At 40.3% G+C, this 20,446-nt stretch carries 15 protein-coding genes and 3 pseudogenes; 14 read left to right on the forward strand and 4 right to left on the reverse strand.

Annotated elements, in window-relative coordinates:
* From GGR07_RS12780 to GGR07_RS12815, 8 genes are all read left to right on the forward strand, one after another.
* Positions 1–549, forward strand: a 549-nt coding sequence (locus tag GGR07_RS12780; protein ID WP_183200518.1) for a TonB-dependent receptor domain-containing protein, incomplete at its 5' end; no start/stop codon positions are given.
* A gap of 18 nt (positions 550–567) precedes the next feature.
* Positions 568–1,737 (forward strand): hypothetical protein, encoded by a 1,170-nt coding sequence (locus GGR07_RS12785; protein WP_034544102.1) that lies wholly within the window; start codon positions 568–570, stop codon positions 1,735–1,737.
* 139 nt (positions 1,738–1,876) lie between these two features.
* The gene (locus GGR07_RS12790) at positions 1,877–2,857 is read left to right on the forward strand and encodes a helix-turn-helix domain-containing protein (protein ID WP_122056479.1); all 981 of its coding nucleotides are present in this window, start codon (positions 1,877–1,879) and stop codon (positions 2,855–2,857) included.
* An 87-nt stretch (positions 2,858–2,944) separates the two neighbouring features.
* Positions 2,945–4,240: a hypothetical protein gene (locus GGR07_RS12795; protein WP_034543766.1), complete on the forward strand. Its 1,296-nt coding sequence runs from the start codon at positions 2,945–2,947 to the stop codon at positions 4,238–4,240.
* 26 nt (positions 4,241–4,266) lie between these two features.
* The gene (locus GGR07_RS12800; protein ID WP_034543768.1) at positions 4,267–6,552 is read left to right on the forward strand and encodes an efflux RND transporter permease subunit; all 2,286 of its coding nucleotides are present in this window, start codon (positions 4,267–4,269) and stop codon (positions 6,550–6,552) included.
* 103 nt (positions 6,553–6,655) lie between these two features.
* Positions 6,656–7,459, forward strand: a complete 804-nt coding sequence (locus tag GGR07_RS12805) for an outer membrane lipoprotein-sorting protein (protein WP_256680564.1) — start codon at positions 6,656–6,658, stop codon at positions 7,457–7,459.
* A gap of 109 nt (positions 7,460–7,568) precedes the next feature.
* Complete coding sequence (locus GGR07_RS12810) at positions 7,569–7,802, forward strand: hypothetical protein (protein ID WP_027326211.1); 234 nt, start codon at positions 7,569–7,571, stop codon at positions 7,800–7,802.
* Between the two features lie 22 nt (positions 7,803–7,824).
* Positions 7,825–8,163, forward strand: coding sequence for an RteC domain-containing protein (locus tag GGR07_RS12815; RefSeq protein ID WP_034543769.1), 339 nt, complete (start codon positions 7,825–7,827; stop codon positions 8,161–8,163).
* 86 nt (positions 8,164–8,249) lie between these two features.
* Here the strand turns inward: GGR07_RS12815 and mobA are convergent, their stop codons facing one another.
* On the reverse strand, positions 8,250–8,666 hold the full coding sequence (gene mobA, locus GGR07_RS12820; RefSeq protein WP_034543771.1) for a conjugal transfer protein MobA: 417 nt from the start codon (positions 8,664–8,666) through the stop codon (positions 8,250–8,252).
* Between the two features lie 742 nt (positions 8,667–9,408).
* Positions 9,409–10,381, reverse strand: a pseudogene (locus tag GGR07_RS14225) (IS110 family RNA-guided transposase).
* A 228-nt stretch (positions 10,382–10,609) separates the two neighbouring features.
* Between GGR07_RS14225 and GGR07_RS12830 the strand changes: the two are divergent.
* The 6 genes and pseudogenes from GGR07_RS12830 (at position 10,610) to GGR07_RS12855 (ending at position 19,651) form a co-directional block, all read left to right on the forward strand.
* Positions 10,610–11,038, forward strand: coding sequence for a DUF3408 domain-containing protein (locus tag GGR07_RS12830; protein ID WP_034543772.1), 429 nt, complete (start codon positions 10,610–10,612; stop codon positions 11,036–11,038).
* Between the two features lie 830 nt (positions 11,039–11,868).
* Positions 11,869–13,092, forward strand: a complete 1,224-nt coding sequence (locus GGR07_RS12835; RefSeq protein ID WP_034543774.1) for a DNA cytosine methyltransferase — start codon at positions 11,869–11,871, stop codon at positions 13,090–13,092.
* Complete coding sequence (locus GGR07_RS12840; RefSeq protein WP_034543775.1) at positions 13,092–15,641, forward strand: sensor histidine kinase; 2,550 nt, start codon at positions 13,092–13,094, stop codon at positions 15,639–15,641. The genes GGR07_RS12835 and GGR07_RS12840 overlap by 1 nt, the downstream gene beginning before the upstream one ends.
* On the forward strand, positions 15,638–16,333 hold the full coding sequence (locus GGR07_RS12845) for a hypothetical protein (RefSeq protein ID WP_147298126.1): 696 nt from the start codon (positions 15,638–15,640) through the stop codon (positions 16,331–16,333). The genes GGR07_RS12840 and GGR07_RS12845 overlap by 4 nt, the downstream gene beginning before the upstream one ends.
* A complete protein-coding gene (locus GGR07_RS12850; RefSeq protein WP_034543779.1) occupies positions 16,326–17,048 on the forward strand; it encodes a hypothetical protein in 723 nt (240 codons plus the stop codon). The genes GGR07_RS12845 and GGR07_RS12850 overlap by 8 nt, the downstream gene beginning before the upstream one ends.
* 1,386 nt (positions 17,049–18,434) lie before the next feature.
* Positions 18,435–19,651: pseudogene (locus GGR07_RS12855) on the forward strand (site-specific integrase).
* A gap of 158 nt (positions 19,652–19,809) precedes the next feature.
* On the opposite strand, the pseudogene GGR07_RS12860 reads toward GGR07_RS12855, so the two are convergent.
* Both GGR07_RS12860 and GGR07_RS12865 read right to left on the reverse strand, forming a co-directional pair.
* Positions 19,810–20,090: pseudogene (locus tag GGR07_RS12860) on the reverse strand (helix-turn-helix domain-containing protein).
* A gap of 4 nt (positions 20,091–20,094) precedes the next feature.
* A complete protein-coding gene (locus tag GGR07_RS12865; protein ID WP_025866775.1) occupies positions 20,095–20,382 on the reverse strand; it encodes a helix-turn-helix domain-containing protein in 288 nt (95 codons plus the stop codon).
* Positions 20,383–20,446 lie beyond the last annotated feature (64 nt).

Genomic DNA, 20,446 nt, shown 5'->3' on the forward strand with positions numbered 1-20,446 from the left:
ATGCAGGTGAGCGATATGATAAAACTGATGAAACAGCATATGGCAGCCGGATATGTGAATGCAGAAAAGGTGCATATCAAAGGTATAGAGACCGAATTGAAACTGGATATATCGCCTACGATCTATGCCTACGGAAATCTGACTTATCAGGATGTGCGCGATGTCTTGGACTATTTGCCGGGAACTCAAGCCCCCAATCCGACAAAAGGCTTGCGATTGCCGAACATCCCCTACTTATTCGCCAACTTCGGAGCGGAATATCACAGCGACCGATTGTTCAAGAACTGGTATGTCAAGGCATTCTGGGACGGGAAGTTCACGGAAGAATTCTTCTACTTTTGGGAACTTACCGAATTGCAGAAACGGCGTATCCCTCGCAGTTTTACCCATGATATAGGTTTGCTATTGACCTACAAGAACAAATATTCCATAGCCTTGGAATGCCACAATCTGATGAATAAAGAAGTTTGGGACCAGTTCCGCCAACCGTTGGCAGGACGGACATTCCACCTCAAATTCAGATACGTCTTCTCGAAAGGTATTTTATAACTCTAAACATAAATTATAATGAGAACAACAACATTGAAGAACATAGCCCTTTCTGCTATGCTGGTCGGCTCCATAGGGCTGACGTCCTGCGACAAGAACGATGACCCGAAACCTACGCCCAATGAGGTGCAACAGCATTTTGCCTTTGTACATTATGTAGACAAAAGTGCTTACGTCGGCACGTTCGGCGATTTAACTCTTCAAGCAACCGACAATAAAAAAGCATTCGAATTCGGCTTTGGATGTTATCTCTTCGCAAAAGGAAACACGGTACTTGTGCCCGAAGGGAAGGTACACAAGTTTACAAGAGGGGTGCACGGCGAGCTGCAGAAAGCAGGTACGATGACCTTTGAACATATGGCGCAACCCGGAGAAATCAACTTCATCGACGAACAGCGGGCATACGTTGCTTTGCACGGAAGGGGCAAGATTGCGCTAATCAATACCGCTACGTTGCAAAAGGAGGGTGAAATCGACCTCTCGCCTTATGCCGTTCAGGACAATAATCCCGATCCCGGATGCAATGTTATTCGAGACGGAAAGATGTACGTAGCCCTCAACCAGCTCAATTCGCCCCACACCTCCGTACCGGGGGCGGGTTCAGAGGTGGCTGTTATTGATCTTAAAACGAAAAAGACCGAGGTCATCAAGGACAGCCGCACAAGTGTGGTCGGATTGTTCCGTCACTCCGATGCCTTTATAGACGAGCGGGGCGACATCTACTTTTACAGTGCCGGCAACAATTTCACCGTTGCCGATAAGGAAGGGTTCCTGCGTATCCGCAAGGGAAGCGACCAATGGGATGCCGACTATTTGTTCAACCTGTCGAAAACGACCATCAAGGGAATAGGCAAAACCGGGCAATATATGATTAAGTCTTGCTACGCAGGTAACGGCATCGTATATAGTTGTCTGAAAGTAACGGACACTGAATTCGGAATACTCAAGAAAGACTTCCAGCCTGTGAAAATCGACATTTGGAACAAAACCATCGAAAAACTCGATTTGCCGATGACTGACAGCAATGGCTCTTTTGCCATAACCCGCTACAAAGATTTCATCGTCTTTGGTATGACGTGCAATAACGGAACGGGCTACTATACCTACAATACCAAGACGGGCGAATGCTCCCAAATACCCGTCGTTACTGCCGTGGGAGTACCGTCAAGTTTGGTCGCGTTTGAGTAAATCCCTATCGCAAGAGTATTCCCTCAAAAAGGAATACTCTTGTTTTTTATAGAGTATGTGATTCAACAAGGATAAAAATATAAGAAAATCCTCTTTTTTATCCTTGTTTATTTGTAAATTTGCAGAAAGGTATAATGATATGACCATAGAATTTTGTGCAATCAATAAGCCAGAAGATTGGATGGAGATGGTTGCCGAGCAATTCGGCACATCGGTAACGAACGATGGTTTTACCGTTCCGCCCTCAGTGGGCAGCGGCTTTTTCAAGCAATACTACCCGTTGTCATGGCTCACATTGACCTACATCAGTTTCGTATCGTACGAACCGATGACAATGGTGCGTCGCTCGGTGGAAAACTCGAAATGGATTCCTGTGATGTTCTATATCAACGAGCATAAGCACGAGCAGATTATCGGCACAAGCACGAAAACGGTCGGGGTGGACACGCTCGACGGTATCTTTATGCCCTCAAGCAATATCCCTACGGAGTGGACTTTCGCTCCCAAACGGCAGTATGAAAACATCACATTGACCTTCAACAAGGATTGGATAGAGCAAATGGATACGGCTCACGAAACCTACATCGGTCGGCTGCTCCGGTCGGACAAGTCTTTTTATCTCTTCGAGACTATCACACCTGCGATGCAACAAGTATTGGATGGCATCAAGGCGATAACCAAAAGCGATGCGCCTTTCTATCCCCTCCATCTGCACGGGAAGGCAATAGAATTGCTGACGATATTCCTTGAAAAACTCGAAAAGCGTTCGGAGGTAAAATCTCTTTCCAACTTGAATTTGAACGATGTGGAGGCAGTGTTCCGTGTCCGTCGTCAGATATTACAAAGTTTGAACAATGTACCGAGCATTCCCGAACTGGCACGTGAAGCGGCAATGAGCAGCTCCAAACTACAAAAGTGTTTCAAACAGGTTATTGGAAAAGCCATCGCCGAGTATGCCCTATCCGAAAAGATGGAATGGGCAAAACGTTTGCTTTCCACTCGTCTTTACTCTGTATCCGAAGTAGGCTATAAAGTCGGATATGCCAATCTCAGCCACTTCACAGAGGCTTTCCGCAAATATCACAGAATAAAACCCAAGCAATATCTCGACTCTTTGTAGGTTTGACGCAATAGGGATATTACTTACCGTTTAAGGGTTATTTTACCCTAAGCAATCTTCCGAACTTTGCCTGCAAAACATCAGGCAATGAAAATAACGACATTTAAGTTTCAGTTTTTTGCCGGAGTAACAATCTTTTCATTGTTTTCCGGTATTTCTGTTTATGCGCAATCTCCGAATGAAACAGACTCTCTCCAGACAGAAGAGATTTCGTCGAATAATCGCATTAAAATCAATGGTTATCTCCGTGCAGGAATTTTCGGAGGAGAAAAAGAAATACGTAATTACTACGGAGAGGGTGCCTTGAAATTGGAAGTTCCCATCGGCATGAATGCTTCCGCCTTTTCGGAAGTGCGTTACAGAGCCGATGGCAACAACAATCATAAGTTCGACATCCGCGAGGCTTATGTAAACCTTAATCTTGGCAAGTTTGATTTTCGTGTAGGGGAGCAAATCGTTCTCTGGGGACGAGCAGACGGTTTCAATCCAACCAATAACGTTACACCCCAAGACTTTTGTGTGTTCTCACCGGAGGAAGACGATAAACGTCTGGGAAATTTTATCGTGAAAGGAGTCTTTAATCTTTATCCGTTCCGTATTGAAGTGGATTGGATACCCGTTTACAAATCATCATTGTTCCCATTCATCGGAAAGCCTATGGGAGATGGGATTGTATGGAAGAATGAAAAACAGCCTTACCGATGGAAAGACCAGTCTTTCGGAGTGAAAATAGATTTGGAAAAACCGTCTTTCGACCTCTCTCTTTCCTATTACAACGGGTTACATAAATATCCCGGCATCGCGTATGAAAAAACTCCTTCTGAAATCCTTTTATCGCAAGAGCCTTATCGAGTGCATGTTGTCGGAATGGACTTTTCCACCTCATTGGGCAACTACGGATTAAGAGGCGAGTTTGCCTGTTCACTCCCCGAAAAAAGCAATAATTCCATCTATTCAGTTCCCAACAAGCAGGTGGAATATACGTTAGGGATTGACCGAAGCTGGGATAATTTCAGTTTGATTGTACAGTACATAGGTAAGTATATACCGGACTTGACGACTGACATCAAAGGCAATACGATTGAACGGAAACTTAACTCACTGAATCGTATCGTCTTCACGCAACATGAACGTTGGAATCATTCAGTTTCAGTCAGACCAGCACTGTCATTGCTTCACGAAACATTGAAAGTGGAACTGCTCGGACTGTGCCAGTTCAGTACAAAAGAATACTTCTTCCAACCCAAGATTCGCTATGCCATAGCCGATGCCGTTACGTTTACGGTGGGAGGGCAGCTGTTTTATGGACCGGACGACCGTCTGTTCGGAATATTGGAAAAGACCAAGAACTCGGTTTTTACGGAGTTGAAAGTTTCGTTTTAGATTATCTAATCTCAAAATAATATCGAATGAAGAAGTTAGCTGAATTTGTGATACGATACCGCTGGGCGGTCATCGTGTTCTTTCTTGCACTGACAGCCTTTATGGGCTTTCAGATGAAGAATGCAAGTTTTAATCCCGACCTGCTTACCTATCTGCCGGAAGATTTACCTTCTCGTGTAAATCAAAAACAGATAGAAAGAATGTTCGGCGGTACGGATATGGTAATGATTGTCGTACAGACAGATGATGTCGTGAATGGCAAGACCCTGAAGCGTGTGGAGCATTTCTCGCAGGATATGCAGAACATCAAAGGCGTAGAACGGGTAATGTCCGTCTTCGAATTGAAAAATGTCCGCAGCGAAAATGACGCAATGACCGTTGATGCGGCCGTGAAAATGATTCCACGGACTGCTGAAGAAGTTGCCACTATCAAAAAGGAACTTGCAGGTAATGACCTTGTCTATGGAAGCGTAGTCTCCAAAGATTTTACGACCACAGCCATTATTGGATTGCTTGAACCCGGAGCAAAAGACAAGGACGTAATAGACCAAGTGGAGGCAATGATTGCCAAATATCCCGGTGCAGAGAAAGTTCTTTTGGGTGGCTCTCCGTATATGCGGATGCAGAATGCGGGAATGATGCAGAAGGATATGGCTCGGCTCATTCCTCTCGGATTGTTGTTAATGATGGTTTTTCTCTTTATCAGCTTCCGACAGTTCAGAGGCGTATGGCTTCCCATTCTGATTGTGGTTATGGCGATATTCACGGCATTGGGAGCAACACCTTTGTTGGGATGGAAGTTTGCCGTTACGACCATTATTTTAGTAGTTTTACTGATAGCCACTGCCAATTCCTACGGCATACACATGTTTGCTCGCTACCAAAGAGACAATCTTCCCGGAAACAATTATACTCCCAAAGAGCTGTCTGTCAAGATGGTTACAAGTCTCGGTGCTCCCATCATTTTGTCCGGACTGACAACCATTGCAGGGTTGCTCTGTATGTTGGGACATGTGTTGATCCCCGGTGGACAAATGGGTGTTCTTGGCAGTATCGGTATTGGGCTTGCCCTAATTGGCAGTCTGTTCTTTATTCCAGCATTAAGTTCAATACTTCCCAAAACGAAGCCTCGATTGAGAGCGGATGACAATCCTAAAAACAAAAGAGGAATAGGACTGGACAGATTGTTGGATTTTATTGCCAATTGGGTAACGAAAAAGCCCAAGACTATTTTGGTTTTGTTTGTAGTCATTTCTCTAATCGGAGCAGCCGGGCTCTTGCGTTTCAGCATCAATTCAAATCCCGCCGAATTGTTCCCTGACGGACATCCAGCCAAGGAGTCTGCACAAATTATCAATAAGGAACTGGGGGGCTTTTTCCCTCTCTGTGTCGTATTCGAAGGTGACATCAAAGATCCTGCTCTATTGAAAAAAATCGATGATTTGGAAAAGAAGGTGCATGAAATTCCCGAAGTGGGAACAACGCAGTCCATCGCCAAAGTTACACGTCAGATCAGCCGTGCCCTCTACAATAAAGGCGAAGAGGGCTATGATAAAATCCCCGACACCTACGATGCCGTATCGCAATACTTCGAGTTGTATCTGATGAGCGGCAGCCAGAGGGATTTGGAAAAGATGGTAGATTTCAATTTCGAGAAAGCCCTTTTGATGATCCGATTCAAGGAATTGAACACGCCTGTATTGCGACAATGTGTTGCTCAAATCAGGGAGATGGTAAAAGATGCCCCCAATGTGAAACTTGTTGGCGGCAATGCCGATGTGTTTACGGATATGGACAAGCATGTCGTAAACGGACAGTTTCTTTCTCTGTTGATTTCCCTCGTTGTTGTATTTATCATTATATCTCTCGGCTTCAAGTCGTTTAAGGCAGGGTTGCTGCAAATCGTTCCGCTCGTGTTTGCCATGCTGATGCTTTTCGGATTGATGGGATATTTCGGTATCGACCTGAACTTTATGACCGCCTTCCAAGCCTCTATCCTTATCGGTGTCGGTGTGGACTATACGATTCATGTCGTCTGGCGGTATCGGGAGGAACGACGTGCGGGTTACAACGATAAAGAGTCTGTACGTCGCTTGTTCAAGGCAACGGGACGCGGTATTGTATTCAATGCAATCGCTGTTATTATCGGGTTTGTGGTTCTGCTCTTTTCAGGCTTCCTGCCCGTCCGCTTTTTCGGAATGATGATGGTGACCATCATCTTCGTATGCCTTATTGCCGCAGTACTGCTCGTACCTGCGCTATGTATGGTGCTGAAACCGAAATTCTTGAGACAGAAAGCACATCGCAAATGACATAAAAGAAATGAGAGAATAAAACCAATAAAAGAAACAATCAAAAGCACCTAAGCTTTTCAAAGAGGATTGATACACGAATATTCATCAAACAATAAATACAATGAAGAAAGTTTTTTTATCGGCGATTATAGCAATCGCAACTATGTGGGCAAATGTTGCTCATGCACAGGGAGGATTGTCTCCCCAACAAGTACAGCAGAAAGCCATTGAAACCACTCGTGTTGCCGGGATGGAAACACAATCGTCCATGACTATTTACAGTCCGTCGGGAGATAAACGGGTTCGCAAGATGACTATCGTCAGTAAACTCTACGAGAATGGGAGTCTGGAAAAGAAACTCATTCGGTTTACCGAGCCTGCTGATGTGAAAGGCACCGGGTTTCTATCGTTCGATTATTTGAAGAAGAACGACGACAAGTGGATTTATATGCCAGCCCTTCGTAAAACCCGACGCATTGTGAGTTCTGAAAATGCAAAGAGTTTCATGGGGTCTGAGTTTTCTTACGCCGATATGTCCACACCTGCTGTCGAAGATTTCGACTATAAATTCTTGACTGAGCAGAAAGTCGATGGACATGATTGTTATGTCTTGGAAATCATACCTAAAAACAAGACTATTGCCAATGAAAACGGTTTCTCAAAGAAAATTTCCTATATCGATAAACGGATTTTCGTTGTTCGCAAGGCTACCTATTATAATCTTGCCGGTGAGAAAGAAAAGGAGATGACCGTCTCTGCAATTGCCGAAGTGGATACAAAGAACCATAAGTACCGCTTCAAGGAAATGACAATGATTAATCTGAAAAATAAAAGAAAGTCGGTATTGAATAACAACGTTATCAAGTTCACGCCTTCAATATCAGACAGTTATTTCACCACCCGTACCTTGGAACAAGGCAAGTAATACTTCCCTTTTCCTTACAACCTCCATTTGTTGCAATCAGAAGTTGTAACAAGTGGAGGTTTTGCACATTAATTCCAAGTATAAATATCAAATAGTAAATTCTCCGAAAATGAAAAGACTTATTGGCAAGGAAACTTTCGGGATGCTTCTCTCGGAAAATACTACAGAAGCAACAACATCCCTTATTGAAGAGATTATAAATCTTAGTGAAACAGACAAGAATCCTATCTCCTTATTCCGGACTTTACACCACACAAGATTCCATTTACAGGCAATCAAAGTAGAAAACGGCTTAACTGCCGAAATGGGGAAAAAATGTGTCGGAGTTGTTGCATGTTATTGATACAGAATTAGAATTGTGGAATATGCGGGTACAAGGGTTATTGTCTTTGTCACCTCCGAGTCCGCAATCGAAGTCCATCGGTGAAATCCGTTGGACGGGCAAAATCGTGGACTTGGTGGAGTTACTCTATGCTCTTGACACCTGTAACTGTATCAACAATGGAGAAATCGGAGTAGAGGAACTGGCAGAGGTTCTTTCTAACATTTTCGGAGTAGAAATCAAGAACTGCTACAACATCTATATGAATATAAAGTGTCGCAAAAATGACAGCCGTACCTATTTCCTTGATGAACTCCGAGAGAAACTGAACAAACGAATGATAGAGAGCGACCTGAAAGGCGGAAAATTCAAAAAACGGTAATTGCATGCAAATAATCAATCAGGCTTCCCCAAACGAGATGGAAGCCTGATTTTTTCATCCATAAAGAACAGTACGATGTAAAATGGTTACTGCCGATGTTGCCATTTCTCTTGAAATTCACGAGTCAGTTGCACGATTTCACCTCCGATTATTGCTAATTCAAGTGTCAGTTTCTCCAACTGGGTGAGCATCGCAAAGGCTTTCTTCTCCGTGAAATTGCTTTTCAGAGCGACCACAGTCTGGTTGTAATTCACCCCGACGCTGCGAAATTGCCCGTACAGAGTCGTCAATTTTTGATAGTAATCAAGCAAGGAACGGTCGACTTTTATCACTCGAAAGGTCTCATTAAATACCCTTGCTTTGATAAACAGGGACAGACTTCGTACACCACTTTCCTCTTTCATCGTGAGGAAATGAGCGTATTCCGTCGGCGTGAAATTGACCGAAACACGCTTTTCAGTCTTCTCTTTAGAGCGTGCGCTGCTAATTTTCTTCATTTTCATTTCTTAGTTTGGATTTTAGGGTTTCACGGCATAACTGGCATTCGAAACATGACATTTTCTCTTCCAAGAAAAAACAATTTCGGAGTTTTTTTCAGCTCTCTCGGAGAGCAAGGTTTTATGCTGCAAAAACAGAGTCGTGCTGCATAAAACATATCTTGCTATTTGCTCCGACGCAAATAAATTCGTTCCGAAGAACGGAGTATTTCTTTCTCGAAAAAAGACGATTTATGCCTCGAAGGCTTCGGCTTACCGCTTGGGTGCAAAGTTACTAAGCGTTGTGTCTAACCCACTTACCTCTCACAGAGCCACAGATACGCAAATCGACGCCACAAGTACGCACTAAAGGAAATCACGCTGATTACAGCATCACCGAGCCATATATTTGCACTGTCGAATATGTCCGTGAGGGTATGCGTCTTCGATAACATCATGTTTCGATAAATGATACGAGCAAGGGTGTATATCAAAGAACATATCCTTAATTCTTTCACTCGAACGTGGGAATGTGCGAAAGCAGATACAATCAAGCGATTGTATTGATGGGCACCAATGAACATCTCCACAGAATGGGTATGAACGAAAGGATGTAGCCCTACTGGTGCAAGCCGATTGTTGGACTTATCTTCGATAGTGGATGTATTCGTCTTCGTCGGTAAATATACCGGCAACGAAATGAACAGTGAATTGTATAACGAACTATATTAATAAGCAAATAAAATGAGAGCAAAAATTCCACCATAGGTTATTTTATTTGATAGGTAGAAACGAATCCATCCACATAAGGTGCATCTGACTTGATTACGGCAAATGCCTGTCTGACGAGCTTGTTTGCGACAGCAATAAGAGCTACTTTGGAAGGTTTCCCATTGGCTTTCAACCGTGCGTAGCATTCTTTACAGGTTGTGTTTCCACGTAAAGCAGACCATGAGGCGACATAAAGCAATGAGCGTAGGTTCGCATCCCCATTACAGTTTATCCCACCTTTGATGTGTACGGATGTTCCGGACTGCTGGTAAGTCGGGCATATCCCGATAAAACGGAAAACCTGCTTTGCATTATCAAAATAAGAAAAACCTCCGGTAGTGACAATCAAAGCTGTAGCCAAAGTGATGCCGATCCCTTTGATGGAGGTGAAGAGCTTAACCTGTCTGTCAAACTCAGATGAAGCCAAGTCTGCAAGTTCAGATTCCAAAGACTCAATTTGGCTTGCCAAAAAAGAAATAGTCTTATCCAATGCTTTCATCCCGCTTTTATCTTGGAATGGAAGCACGACAAGAGAGCTTTTTCAGGTTCTTGCTTGCCGTAAGCTGTTTCTTCAACTGCCTGATAATAGTCTTCTTCTGCTTCAGAAGCATAACTGTAGCAGATGGCATCTTGTAAACGGGAGAAGTCATCTTCTCCCCGTACATGGCAATCATGCAGGTGTCTTTGGCATCCGTCTTGGTGACGGTCATCATCATGCGTGAGAAGTGCTTGATTTGTTTGGGATTTACCATGCTGGTAGCTATTCCTTGCCTATCAAGCAGATAAAGAAGCAGAAAGCCGTAATTGCCGGTGGCTTCCATCACACAATGATGTTCTGTTACGGAAAGCGGGCCGATGAACTTCCTGATACCTTTTACGGTATTGGGGTAAGCTTGGGTCTGATAACCCGATACTTTCGGAAAAGCAACTACGAAGCTGTCCTTGCTGATGTCGATTCCAATGTAAGTCATAACGCCTTTAATTTGGTTGAATACATCCTGTAACCTATCGTCGCTAACACGGGATCATAAGTCCCAACGAACTATCCAGATTTCAGATGTAAAGGCATGGGGACTGAACGTTAAATCCGGCTTCAAAAACCACCAATAGATCGGTCTTTGTCCATGCCTATATCAAAGTTATAAATTATCGAATTATTAACTAACGTACAAATGTACGACAATAGAACTTAAGAAAGTATGAAAGAGAATCAAAATGGCAAGGTTGACCCCGTTGCCATTCGGGAACTTATTTCACAGGGTATTCCCATGAAAAGAAAAGAGAGTGAGATGAAACGCTCTCAATCAGAAGAGCAGTGTGTTGAATCGGAATGTTTAAATGACGAACCAATGTCAAAGGATTTTTCAAGAGTCCCAGGAAGAGAAAGGCGAAAGGCTGACAAAGGTGATTATGAATCGCTTTTCATCTGTCGCAACACTTTGAAAAATCGCAAGACCATCTATATTGCCAAAGAGTTGCAAGACACATTGGCAGAGATAGTCATGTCAATGAGAAACAGGAATATGACCATTGGTATCTATGTGGAGAACATCATCCTCCATCATCTTAAGATCTACAAGGATGAAATCAACAGATTAGCGGAGATTAAGTTCAAGAAACTATTGTGAGCCATTTAGCAGTGACTTTTTGTTACTTTTGAGCCGTTTCAACTCACTGTCAAAAGTAACGAGATATTTTTCATTGGGGGCTTTGTCCACCCGAAGTATAAGAAAGAAGAGGAGCGGTCGGCAAATCTGCCGACCGCTTTACTCCATCTGTTCTTCTTGAATGATTATTTTTGATTTTATGCGGATTCCAGAGGTGAGGGAGTTGAGTTTCCATTTTCTTTTTCCCTGCTTCTCGCATATCCGACATTTTTTTATGCGTTTTTCCGTCGGGTCGGTCGTTTTCGTTTCAGTGGCGTAAAAAGGTAGGGCTTAGGACAAACAAGGTTTTATGGCGAGAATACTACCTGTAATGAAATAGAAGTGTGGAGATTATCGTCTAAACGGCTTGCCGCCCCAACCTTTTTTGTCCGTAGAATCCGGAACTACCTTTGCCGCTAACAACGAACAACCGATCCCGACATGATACACAGGCATAAGCGGAGGATGTGTAGGGAGAGAAGCAGGGCGAAAACGAAGTGGTCCCAACGGATAGCTTTATCGTATTTTCCAATCCCAAACGCAATTCCTGTAGACCATTCGTCTATTAGCGTACGCCCCCGTCCCTTTCAAGACAGGTGGGAGCTACTGATAGCGAACTTCTTAATACGAACAAAGGGGGGGATTAAAACGCAATCCGCATGATGTATATCAGTATTTATTTTTCCAACCTATTTCTCTGGAAGCAGGGGCCAAACTAATGGTCAAACTAATGGAAAATGAAATATCATCAATCAGAGAGCTTAATTTGAAACTTATTCGTTATCTTTGCACTCGTAAATTCGGTGTATTGTATGCAGCAAATAACAAACAAAAAGAGATATACGGTTATTGATTTGTTTGCCGGATGTGGTGGCCTTTCATTAGGTCTATACCAGTCTGGTTGGGACGGTCTATTCGCTATAGAAAAGAATTCATTTGCATTTGCAACTTTAAAAGCTAATCTGATAGATAATAAAAAGCATTTTAATTGGCCCAGTTGGCTTCCTCAAACACCTCATGATATTAATGAAGTATTAAAAAAATATACTCCTCAATTAAAAAGTTTAAGAGGAACGGTTGATTTGGTCGCTGGAGGACCGCCTTGTCAAGGTTTCTCTATGGCCGGAAAAAGGGTTGAAGAAGATATAAGGAATAATCTTGTTTTTTCATATATTAAATTCATTAAGTTGGTTCGTCCAAAGATGATTTTATTTGAGAATGTCAAAGGATTTACTTATGCATTTGATAAGAAAAAGAAAGAGGAGGCTATACCATATTCTCAAAAGGTTATTGAAGGTTTAAAGTGTTTGGGGTACAATGTCAAACCTCATATTATAGATTTTTCTAAATATGGTGTGCCGCAAAGACGTAATCGTTTTATTTTGGTCGGCGTCCAAAAAACGATAGGTTCTCCGGAATCATTTGAATCGTTGTTAGAGTCAGTTAAGGATGTTTTTTTGCAGTCTAAAGGGATATCCTCAAGTACCACGGTTAAAGATGCCATATCTGATCTTTTGCAATCAAACGGAGAAATTCCGACGCCTGACAGGAAAGGATTTAAGTCTGGATTGTATGGCTGTGTAGAATCTAACTATCAAATTTTGCTAAGAGGGACTTATCCCGAAGAACAACATGTTCCTGACAGTCATAGTTTTGCAAAACACACTATAGAAAAAACAGAATGTTTTAGAAATCTATTAGCTAATTATAGTATAAGAGGCAAGCGAATAGATGGAGATGCAAGAATAAAGTGGAATGTTAAACAAAGAAGCATAACAATTCTGAATGAAAACTCCATTTCTCCAACTATAACAGGACATCCAGATGATTATTTGCATTATTGTGAGCCTCGAATTATGACTGTTAGAGAGTGCGCGCGCATACAATCTTTTCCAGATTGGTATGAAATAAAAATGAAATATACAACTGGTGGAAATATGCGCAAAGTTGAAGTCCCTCGTTATACTCAAATAGGCAATGCCATTCCTCCATTATTTGCAGAATTGGCGGGTACTGTATTAAAAAATATGATTTAATGGAACAAATGCAGTTTAAAGTTAGTTCAGCGTTAAAAGATCTTGTTGGAAAGGATCTTATAACAAACGACAATGTAGCAATATTTGAGTTGGTAAAAAATTCATATGATGCCTATGCCACTAAGGTTGAAATTAAATTTAGTGATAATGAGATCGTTATAGCTGACAATGGAAAGGGAATGTCCTTTGACGATTTGAAGAACAAATGGTTGTTCTTAGGATATTCTGCAAAAAAAGATGGGACAGAAGATGCAGATAACGATGTTAAGCAAAAATCTTATCGAGATAAGATAAAACGTCATTATGCAGGCGCAAAAGGAATTGGGCGTTTCTCTTGCGACCGTTTAGGAAAGCACCTTTCCTTAACGACAAAAAGCGAAGATTCACATACAATAGAAACGATCATTGTTGATTGGACAGATTTTGAAGTTGATCAAAAGAAAGAATTTGCCCAAATTGACGTTAAACACATTTCTCAAGAAAAAAAATCCCATATTTTTCCTTTAAATAGCGAAACAGGAACTGTTCTAAAAATATCAGATCTGAATGATGAAAAATTACCATGGAATAGAAAACGATTACTAGATCTTAAGCGTTCATTAGAAAAACTAATAAACCCATTATCAGAAACAAATGATTTTATTATAGAGATTATTTGTGAGAAAGAAACTGATGAAGATAAGAGAGTAAGAGATAACAGTGGGCATGATCGAGATATTGTAAATGGTATTCTTAAAAATGGCATATCACAAATCTTGAAACTTAAGACGACTCAAATTGATGTCCGTCTTGATAAGAATTATATCTATACAACAATTTCTGACCGAGGTGTAGATATATACAAAATACGTGAAAACAATACTGAATTTGCGAAATTAGAGGATGTAAAGATTAACTTGTATTTTCTAAATCGTTCTGCAAAGAATAATTTCACACGATTAATGGGTATAGAACCTGTAAATTATGGGTCAATATTCTTATTTAGAAATGGATTTAGAATAATGCCATTTGGTAATACTGGTGATGATAGTTGGGGGTTAGATTATAGAGCACAACAAGGTCATAGTCGTTTTCTTGGCACAAGAGATTTATTCGGTCGGGTTGATGTTTTGACCGATAGTATTAATGAGTTTAAAGAGGTCTCTAGCCGAGATGGAGGGTTAATAGAAACCCAAACATCTAAGCAACTTTTCAGTTTGTTTGAGATCGCTCATAGACGATTAGAACGATATGTTTCTGGCGTTTTGTGGGGAGAAGCTTTTTTGCGTAAGGAATATTTCGTAAATGAGGCTGAAGGCTTACGAATGCGAAAAGAATTATTGGAAATTGATAAGGATGAAGAGAATCCTAATTATATTCTTTCATCAAGTATTGGTAGTAAAATTGACTTTGTCCAATTAATAAAGACATTGGCAAAAGATAAAAATATTGAAATTTTGTATTATAACACAGAACTAGCCAATATTGTATCATCTAACAATCCGATTGATTCTATCAAACCTCAATTTTTGAAAGATTTAGAAAAAATAGCAGAGGATACTAACGATTCGAATTTACTAGCATCAATTGATGCCGCAAAACATCGTATTGCGGAGTTGACTCGTCAAAAGGAAGAAGCTGAAAGAAAAATAGCAGAGGCCAAACTTTTTCAACGTGAGGCTGAGGAAAAAGCCATAAAAGCAGAGAAGGAGCGTCGTATTGCAGAAGAAAAAGCTAAGACAGAAGAAGAACGTAGACGTCAAGCTGAATTAAATAGATTGCGTGCTGAGAATGAAAAAGTTAAAGCGGAAAATGCACGTCTTGTTGCTGAGAAGAGAGCTAAGGATGAAGAATTTAAACGTAAGCAAGCAGAGAAAGAAAAGCAACTAGAAAGTTTGAAAGTTGAGTTTTACAAGAAAGTGTCAAATCCAGATACAGATGCTTTAATACATCATGTAAAAAATAACAATACTAGAATTAATGATAAGATTGATGAACTAATATCTTATGTAAGCAGAGAGGAAGTCGGAGGCAAAACGAATCGTTTGATTCTTATGTCATTATCAAGTATTAAGTTGCTATCGCAGAAATCTTTAGCTGCCACAGATTTAATTTTAAGTTGCGATCTCGCAAAATCGGATTCACAGAAAATTAATTTACCGTTATTTATAGAAGGATATTTATCCAAAGAAGTTAAAAGCAAGGTAAAATATCATTTTTCTTCTTCTGTTGATTTGTTTGCTGTGTATGGAAGTAAACTTGATTTGGCCTTGGTAATAGATAATTTTATAAGGAATTCAGAAGATTGGCATGCTAAAAATATTTGGTTTGAATGTTCTCGATACGAGAATGCACTTCAACTAGATGTACACGATGATGGGGATGGATTAACAGATTCATTCAAGCAGGATCCTAATCAAATATTTGATTTCTCAATATCAGGCAAATCTGATGGTACTGGTTTTGGCATGTATCTAATAAAGGAAACCTTAAAATCCTTACACGCTTCGATAGAAGTTGACAAACCGATTAACAATAAGGGTATTCACTTTAAAATACTTTTTAAGTGATGGTACAGAAACATTTAATATTAGTAGACGAACAATCTCAAAAGGATCGTCTTAAGAGAATTAGTGAAAGCCTAAAAAATGACGGAATAGAGTTAATATATGAGGAAATAAATCCAAATGACTATTCGAGTAGATTAGAATCTGGGGATTTGTGTTTTGACAAGGATGCTCTAATGAGTAAATTGCAGTCAATAAGTTTCTTGTCACATCTTGATATATTTGCTACAGATTATAACCTTGTTGAGAATGAACTAAAAGGTGAAGATTTAATAAGAATGCTCTACGAACTTTTGCCACACTATCGCAATAGGGTTATTGTGTATTCAGCCCAGATAGAAGACGTTATAACAAACATTATTAAAAGAACTGATGGATTTGAACAGCAAATAACGATGCTGAAATTACTCGCCCAGAATGAAATAAACTATCTTAGTAGCGATGGAGTGTTTGAAAATAAAATAAAACAACTAATCATTAAAGAACCAGATCTGACGATTGATTCAAGATTGGCAGATTCATTATGCACACTAGATAATGAAAATTTCAGATGTATTATACCTGAATATACAGACAAGAGAATTAGCGAAATCGGTAAGATGCTTCTAACGAAAGGTGAAGATGCGATAGCGTTGAGAAGATCTATTACAGAATATATAATGGCAAATATAACTTCAATACTAGACTATGAGTAAAATATTTGCTATTTATCCTCTTGACAAGAGTAGTTCAACTTCGTTTCTTAATCGTATTCATACATTTGAAACAAGAAAACTTGGAGATGATTGGCATTGCTATAAAGTCCATTTTTCTGATGAAGACCATGAAAGATGTATTCAGCAAGCCAAGGATAATCATTTTATATTTTATATGGGGCATGGAGGAGAGGCCCAGTTACATGGGGCTTGTGCAAAACATGGTGAAATGCCTGTTGATTTTATTGCCATTAAAGAGAATAAGGATTTCTATAACAAAGAGGTTTTTATAAATGCCAATAACATCAATGCTTTCAAAGGAAAAATCTTTTTCTGTTTTTCTTGTAATTCCAATAGGAATAGTTCAAAAAGCCTTGCGAGATTATCTATAAAATATGGCGTAGAAACATTTATTGGGTTTGGCAATATACCTACAGATTATATTGACGGAAGCAAATTCTCCAAAAGATGCATAGCAATCTACAAAGGCAAGATTGTTAAGATAATAAAGTATTCCTTGTTTTATGCTGTTCAAAACAATGAAACCGTGGACAACCTTGTTAGGATAATAAAACTTTTAACATGTAAAGAGATACAATTATTGCTAAATCAAAGGAATTTTCATGGGAGAGATTCGGTTATTAAACAGTTGTGTATGTTCAAAAATGAAATAAAGATATTTGGGAACATGTATTCTACGCTTTTAACTGAGTGATGAGAGTTTTCATATACTATCCTCTTTGATTAATTAAAATATATAGTCTTTTACATTCAAGGCAAAGCTTTTTTAATAATGCAGAATAAGACCGATAGAGGAATTATGCTTATTTCTAAATCGTTAGTAGCCTAAAATTTAAATTCTGTAAAATGCTTTTTTTTTCAGCGAGTAAGGCAAACAACAACACCTTAGAAAAAAGACAAATGAATTTAAATGAATGATTTAAGAGAATAAAGATAACATCTCCTCAAAAAATATAGAGAAAATTTCCTATTTCTTAGTGTATTGTGTTATCTTTGCAATAAATAAAGTGGTCCTTTGAAATGGCAAAATGAGGTAGAGTATAGAAGCTCACTGGTTTCCTTATCGTTACCTACCTTCTTTGATAATCAATTTAATCTGTTGATTATTTGGCGTTTATGAAAACATCTATGCCTTGCCGTGTGAAAAGACATTGCTACTCCCTCCAAAATACATGAGTGGCATCTTTATTATTGAAAACAACCATTGCTTTAGGCACACTTTCTCTCTATCCGAACCATAATATTCTGAAATAAATGTGCAGTGCGGGAAGAAACATTACGCACTCCATTAGTAGAAGAAAGACTGAGAAAAACATTATAGTACTGATAGGACTATTCCCCAACGGTGAACCTTAGACAAAAGGGAATGATATTATCGCTTGCATGCTCGGAACTTACAATGTTTTGGAGATAAAATTCCGTTGTAACTGAGAGATTAAGAAGATAAAACTACATACCATGCTATCATCAGAATAAAATTATAAGTAATAAAGAGTGATCTCGATATAAGAATATCGTGGCAAATTTAGAGTCGGATATAAATAGATAGATCAACACAAAATTTTCTTCATAAGTCAGACTACCGTCACTATGCGAAAAAGGAAGGGAGAACTCCAAATGAATTGTTTTCTGAAAATAAAACGGAGAATAATTGCTCTTTCCCGTGGATCCTATTACCTTTGTGCATATATAAGAATATCACCCACGAAAAAGAAGCAAAGCATTGCAGAAAATTGGTGGAGCAATAGCGGGAGATTAGGTCTTTTGCAGAATATAAACTCAAAGAAATACAGCCACTTATCAATTTTATTCGATTTCTGGTGGCACCACTTTTTAAGAAAGAAAAACGATGTAAATCCCTGAATTTCAAAGAAGTTCGGGGATTTTTCTTTTCCAAGAATAGGCAAAATTAGTGGGATTGAAGCAAACTATACGTCCTTATTCAAGGGACTGGTTTTAAAAACCCGAAATGTTCCACTGCGAGGTATTTACTTCATTCTTTTACAGCACGTTGCGCTATTTTACATAACAGGGTTCTCGGTTCGATTTCCTAACTTTGTATCATTAAAAATTGAGCCGTATGGAAAGAAAAAGATTCAGCGTGTTTTCTTCATCAAGCGTAGCAAACTGTTAAAAAACGGGGAAGCACCCGTGCGTGTGCGTGTCACTTATGACCGCCTATACGTGGAACTTCAACTAAAGCGGAGCGTAAAAGTCCCACTTTGGTCGCAGGAAAAAGAGAAATCGACAGGCAAAGACCGAAACTCCGTGGAACTTAACCATTACATTGACGCCCTGCGTGTGAAATTCTATCAGATTTACCAAGACTTGGAACTGGAGGGAAAGATTATATCCGCACGTGCCATAGTGAACCGCTATCAGGGAAAGGACGAGACTTTCAAGACATTGTATAATGTGTTCAAGGAGCATAACGACAACTGCCGGAAGCTAATCGGGACGGATTATGCCGATATTACCGTAAGACGTTACGATAATTGCCTTAAATATCTCATGGAACTGGTTAAACGGGACTACAAGGTAGATGATATGCTACTGCGTGAGATAAACGGGGAACTGGTGCGTAAATTCGATTTATACCTAAAGACGGAGAAACATTGCGCACAGAACACCGTTATCCGGTACATGAAATGCTTCAAGAAAGTGATAAACCTTGCCATTGCCAACGAGTGGCTGACAAAGAACCCGTTTGCCGGAATCAAGTTTCACGAGGTAGAGGTAAACAAACAGTTCCTAAGCCAAGCCGAGATTAACCGGATATGGCAGAAAGAGTTCAGGATTGAACGGCTGGAACTGGTACGGGATGTTTTCATCTTTTGCGTATATACCGGGCTGGCATTCATAGACGTGTATAATCTGCGCCCCGAACACGTTTCAGAGGACAGCAACGGCAACCTGTGGATAGTGAAACCCCGTGAAAAGACAAACAACCTCTGTAACATCCCGCTTTTGAGCATTCCCAAACAGATACTTGAAAAGTATAAGGATAACCCCTACTGCATGGATAAAGGAACTTTGCTGCCCGTTCCCTGCAATCAGAAGATGAACAGCTACCTGAAAGAGATTGCCGACCTGTGCGGTATCAAAAAGAACCTGACCACGCACACAGCCCGCCATAGTTTCGCATCGGTTATCGCACTGGCTAACAACGTGTCACTGCCGAATGTGGCTAAAATGCTGGGGCATTCATCCACCCGAATGACACAGCACTACGCAAAGGTATTAGACCAAACGATACTAAGGGATATGCAAGCCGTTGAGAAACAGCTATCCGTATAAGCACGAAGAAGCCAGCAACACAGTTTTCAAGAAACCGTGATTGCTGGCTTTCAACCAAACAATATAGAAAACAAGACAGCTATATTTCAATACTTCAATATTTCAATCTTTCAAGGAAGCAAGACATCAATAAAACAAGATTCCATGTTTTCAAGATTTCATTTCTGATAGAACCTTTCCAACAAATCCATGATGTCACTTTCCCGGTAGATGATTTTTCCCGGAAGCTGCACGTACCCCAGTAGCCCCGTGTCCCTGTAATCCTGCAACGTCCGTTTGCTGATGCAAAGCCGCTCGCATACTTCCTCGCCCGTCAGATAGTGTTCACCGTTCAATACCGGGCGATAGTTCATTACACATACTCCACGTTTTCCAGCACCCTGTCAAGGGAGGAAAACAGTACCAGCGTAGTATCGGAATCTTTCGTTATCAAATCCATACGCCTACTTTTTAGAATTGTCCCTTACTTGGCTAAGCAGAAATGTTTCCACGTCCGAAGCCTTGTAGTAAATCTTATTGTTAATCTGCGAATAAGGCAGTTTTCCCGTATCACGGTAGGTCTGCATCGTCCGGGCTGAAACATTCAGCAAACGGCAGGTCTCGCAGTTATCCAGCCACTTGTCACGCTTCCTGCGTAAAGGTACACAGAGCGCATCCACACGTCCCACAAAATTTTCAAACCTCTGTTTCCAAAGTTCAAAGGTTCTCTTTTCAATCGTCACTATTTCCATAACCGATACATTTATTCTTGTCAATACTCCGTTTTTCTTCACTGGTACAAATATACAAGGCTGA

The organism is Bacteroides pyogenes (assembly GCF_014196225.1).
GTDB classification, from domain to species: Bacteria; Bacteroidota; Bacteroidia; order Bacteroidales; family Bacteroidaceae; genus Bacteroides; species Bacteroides pyogenes_A.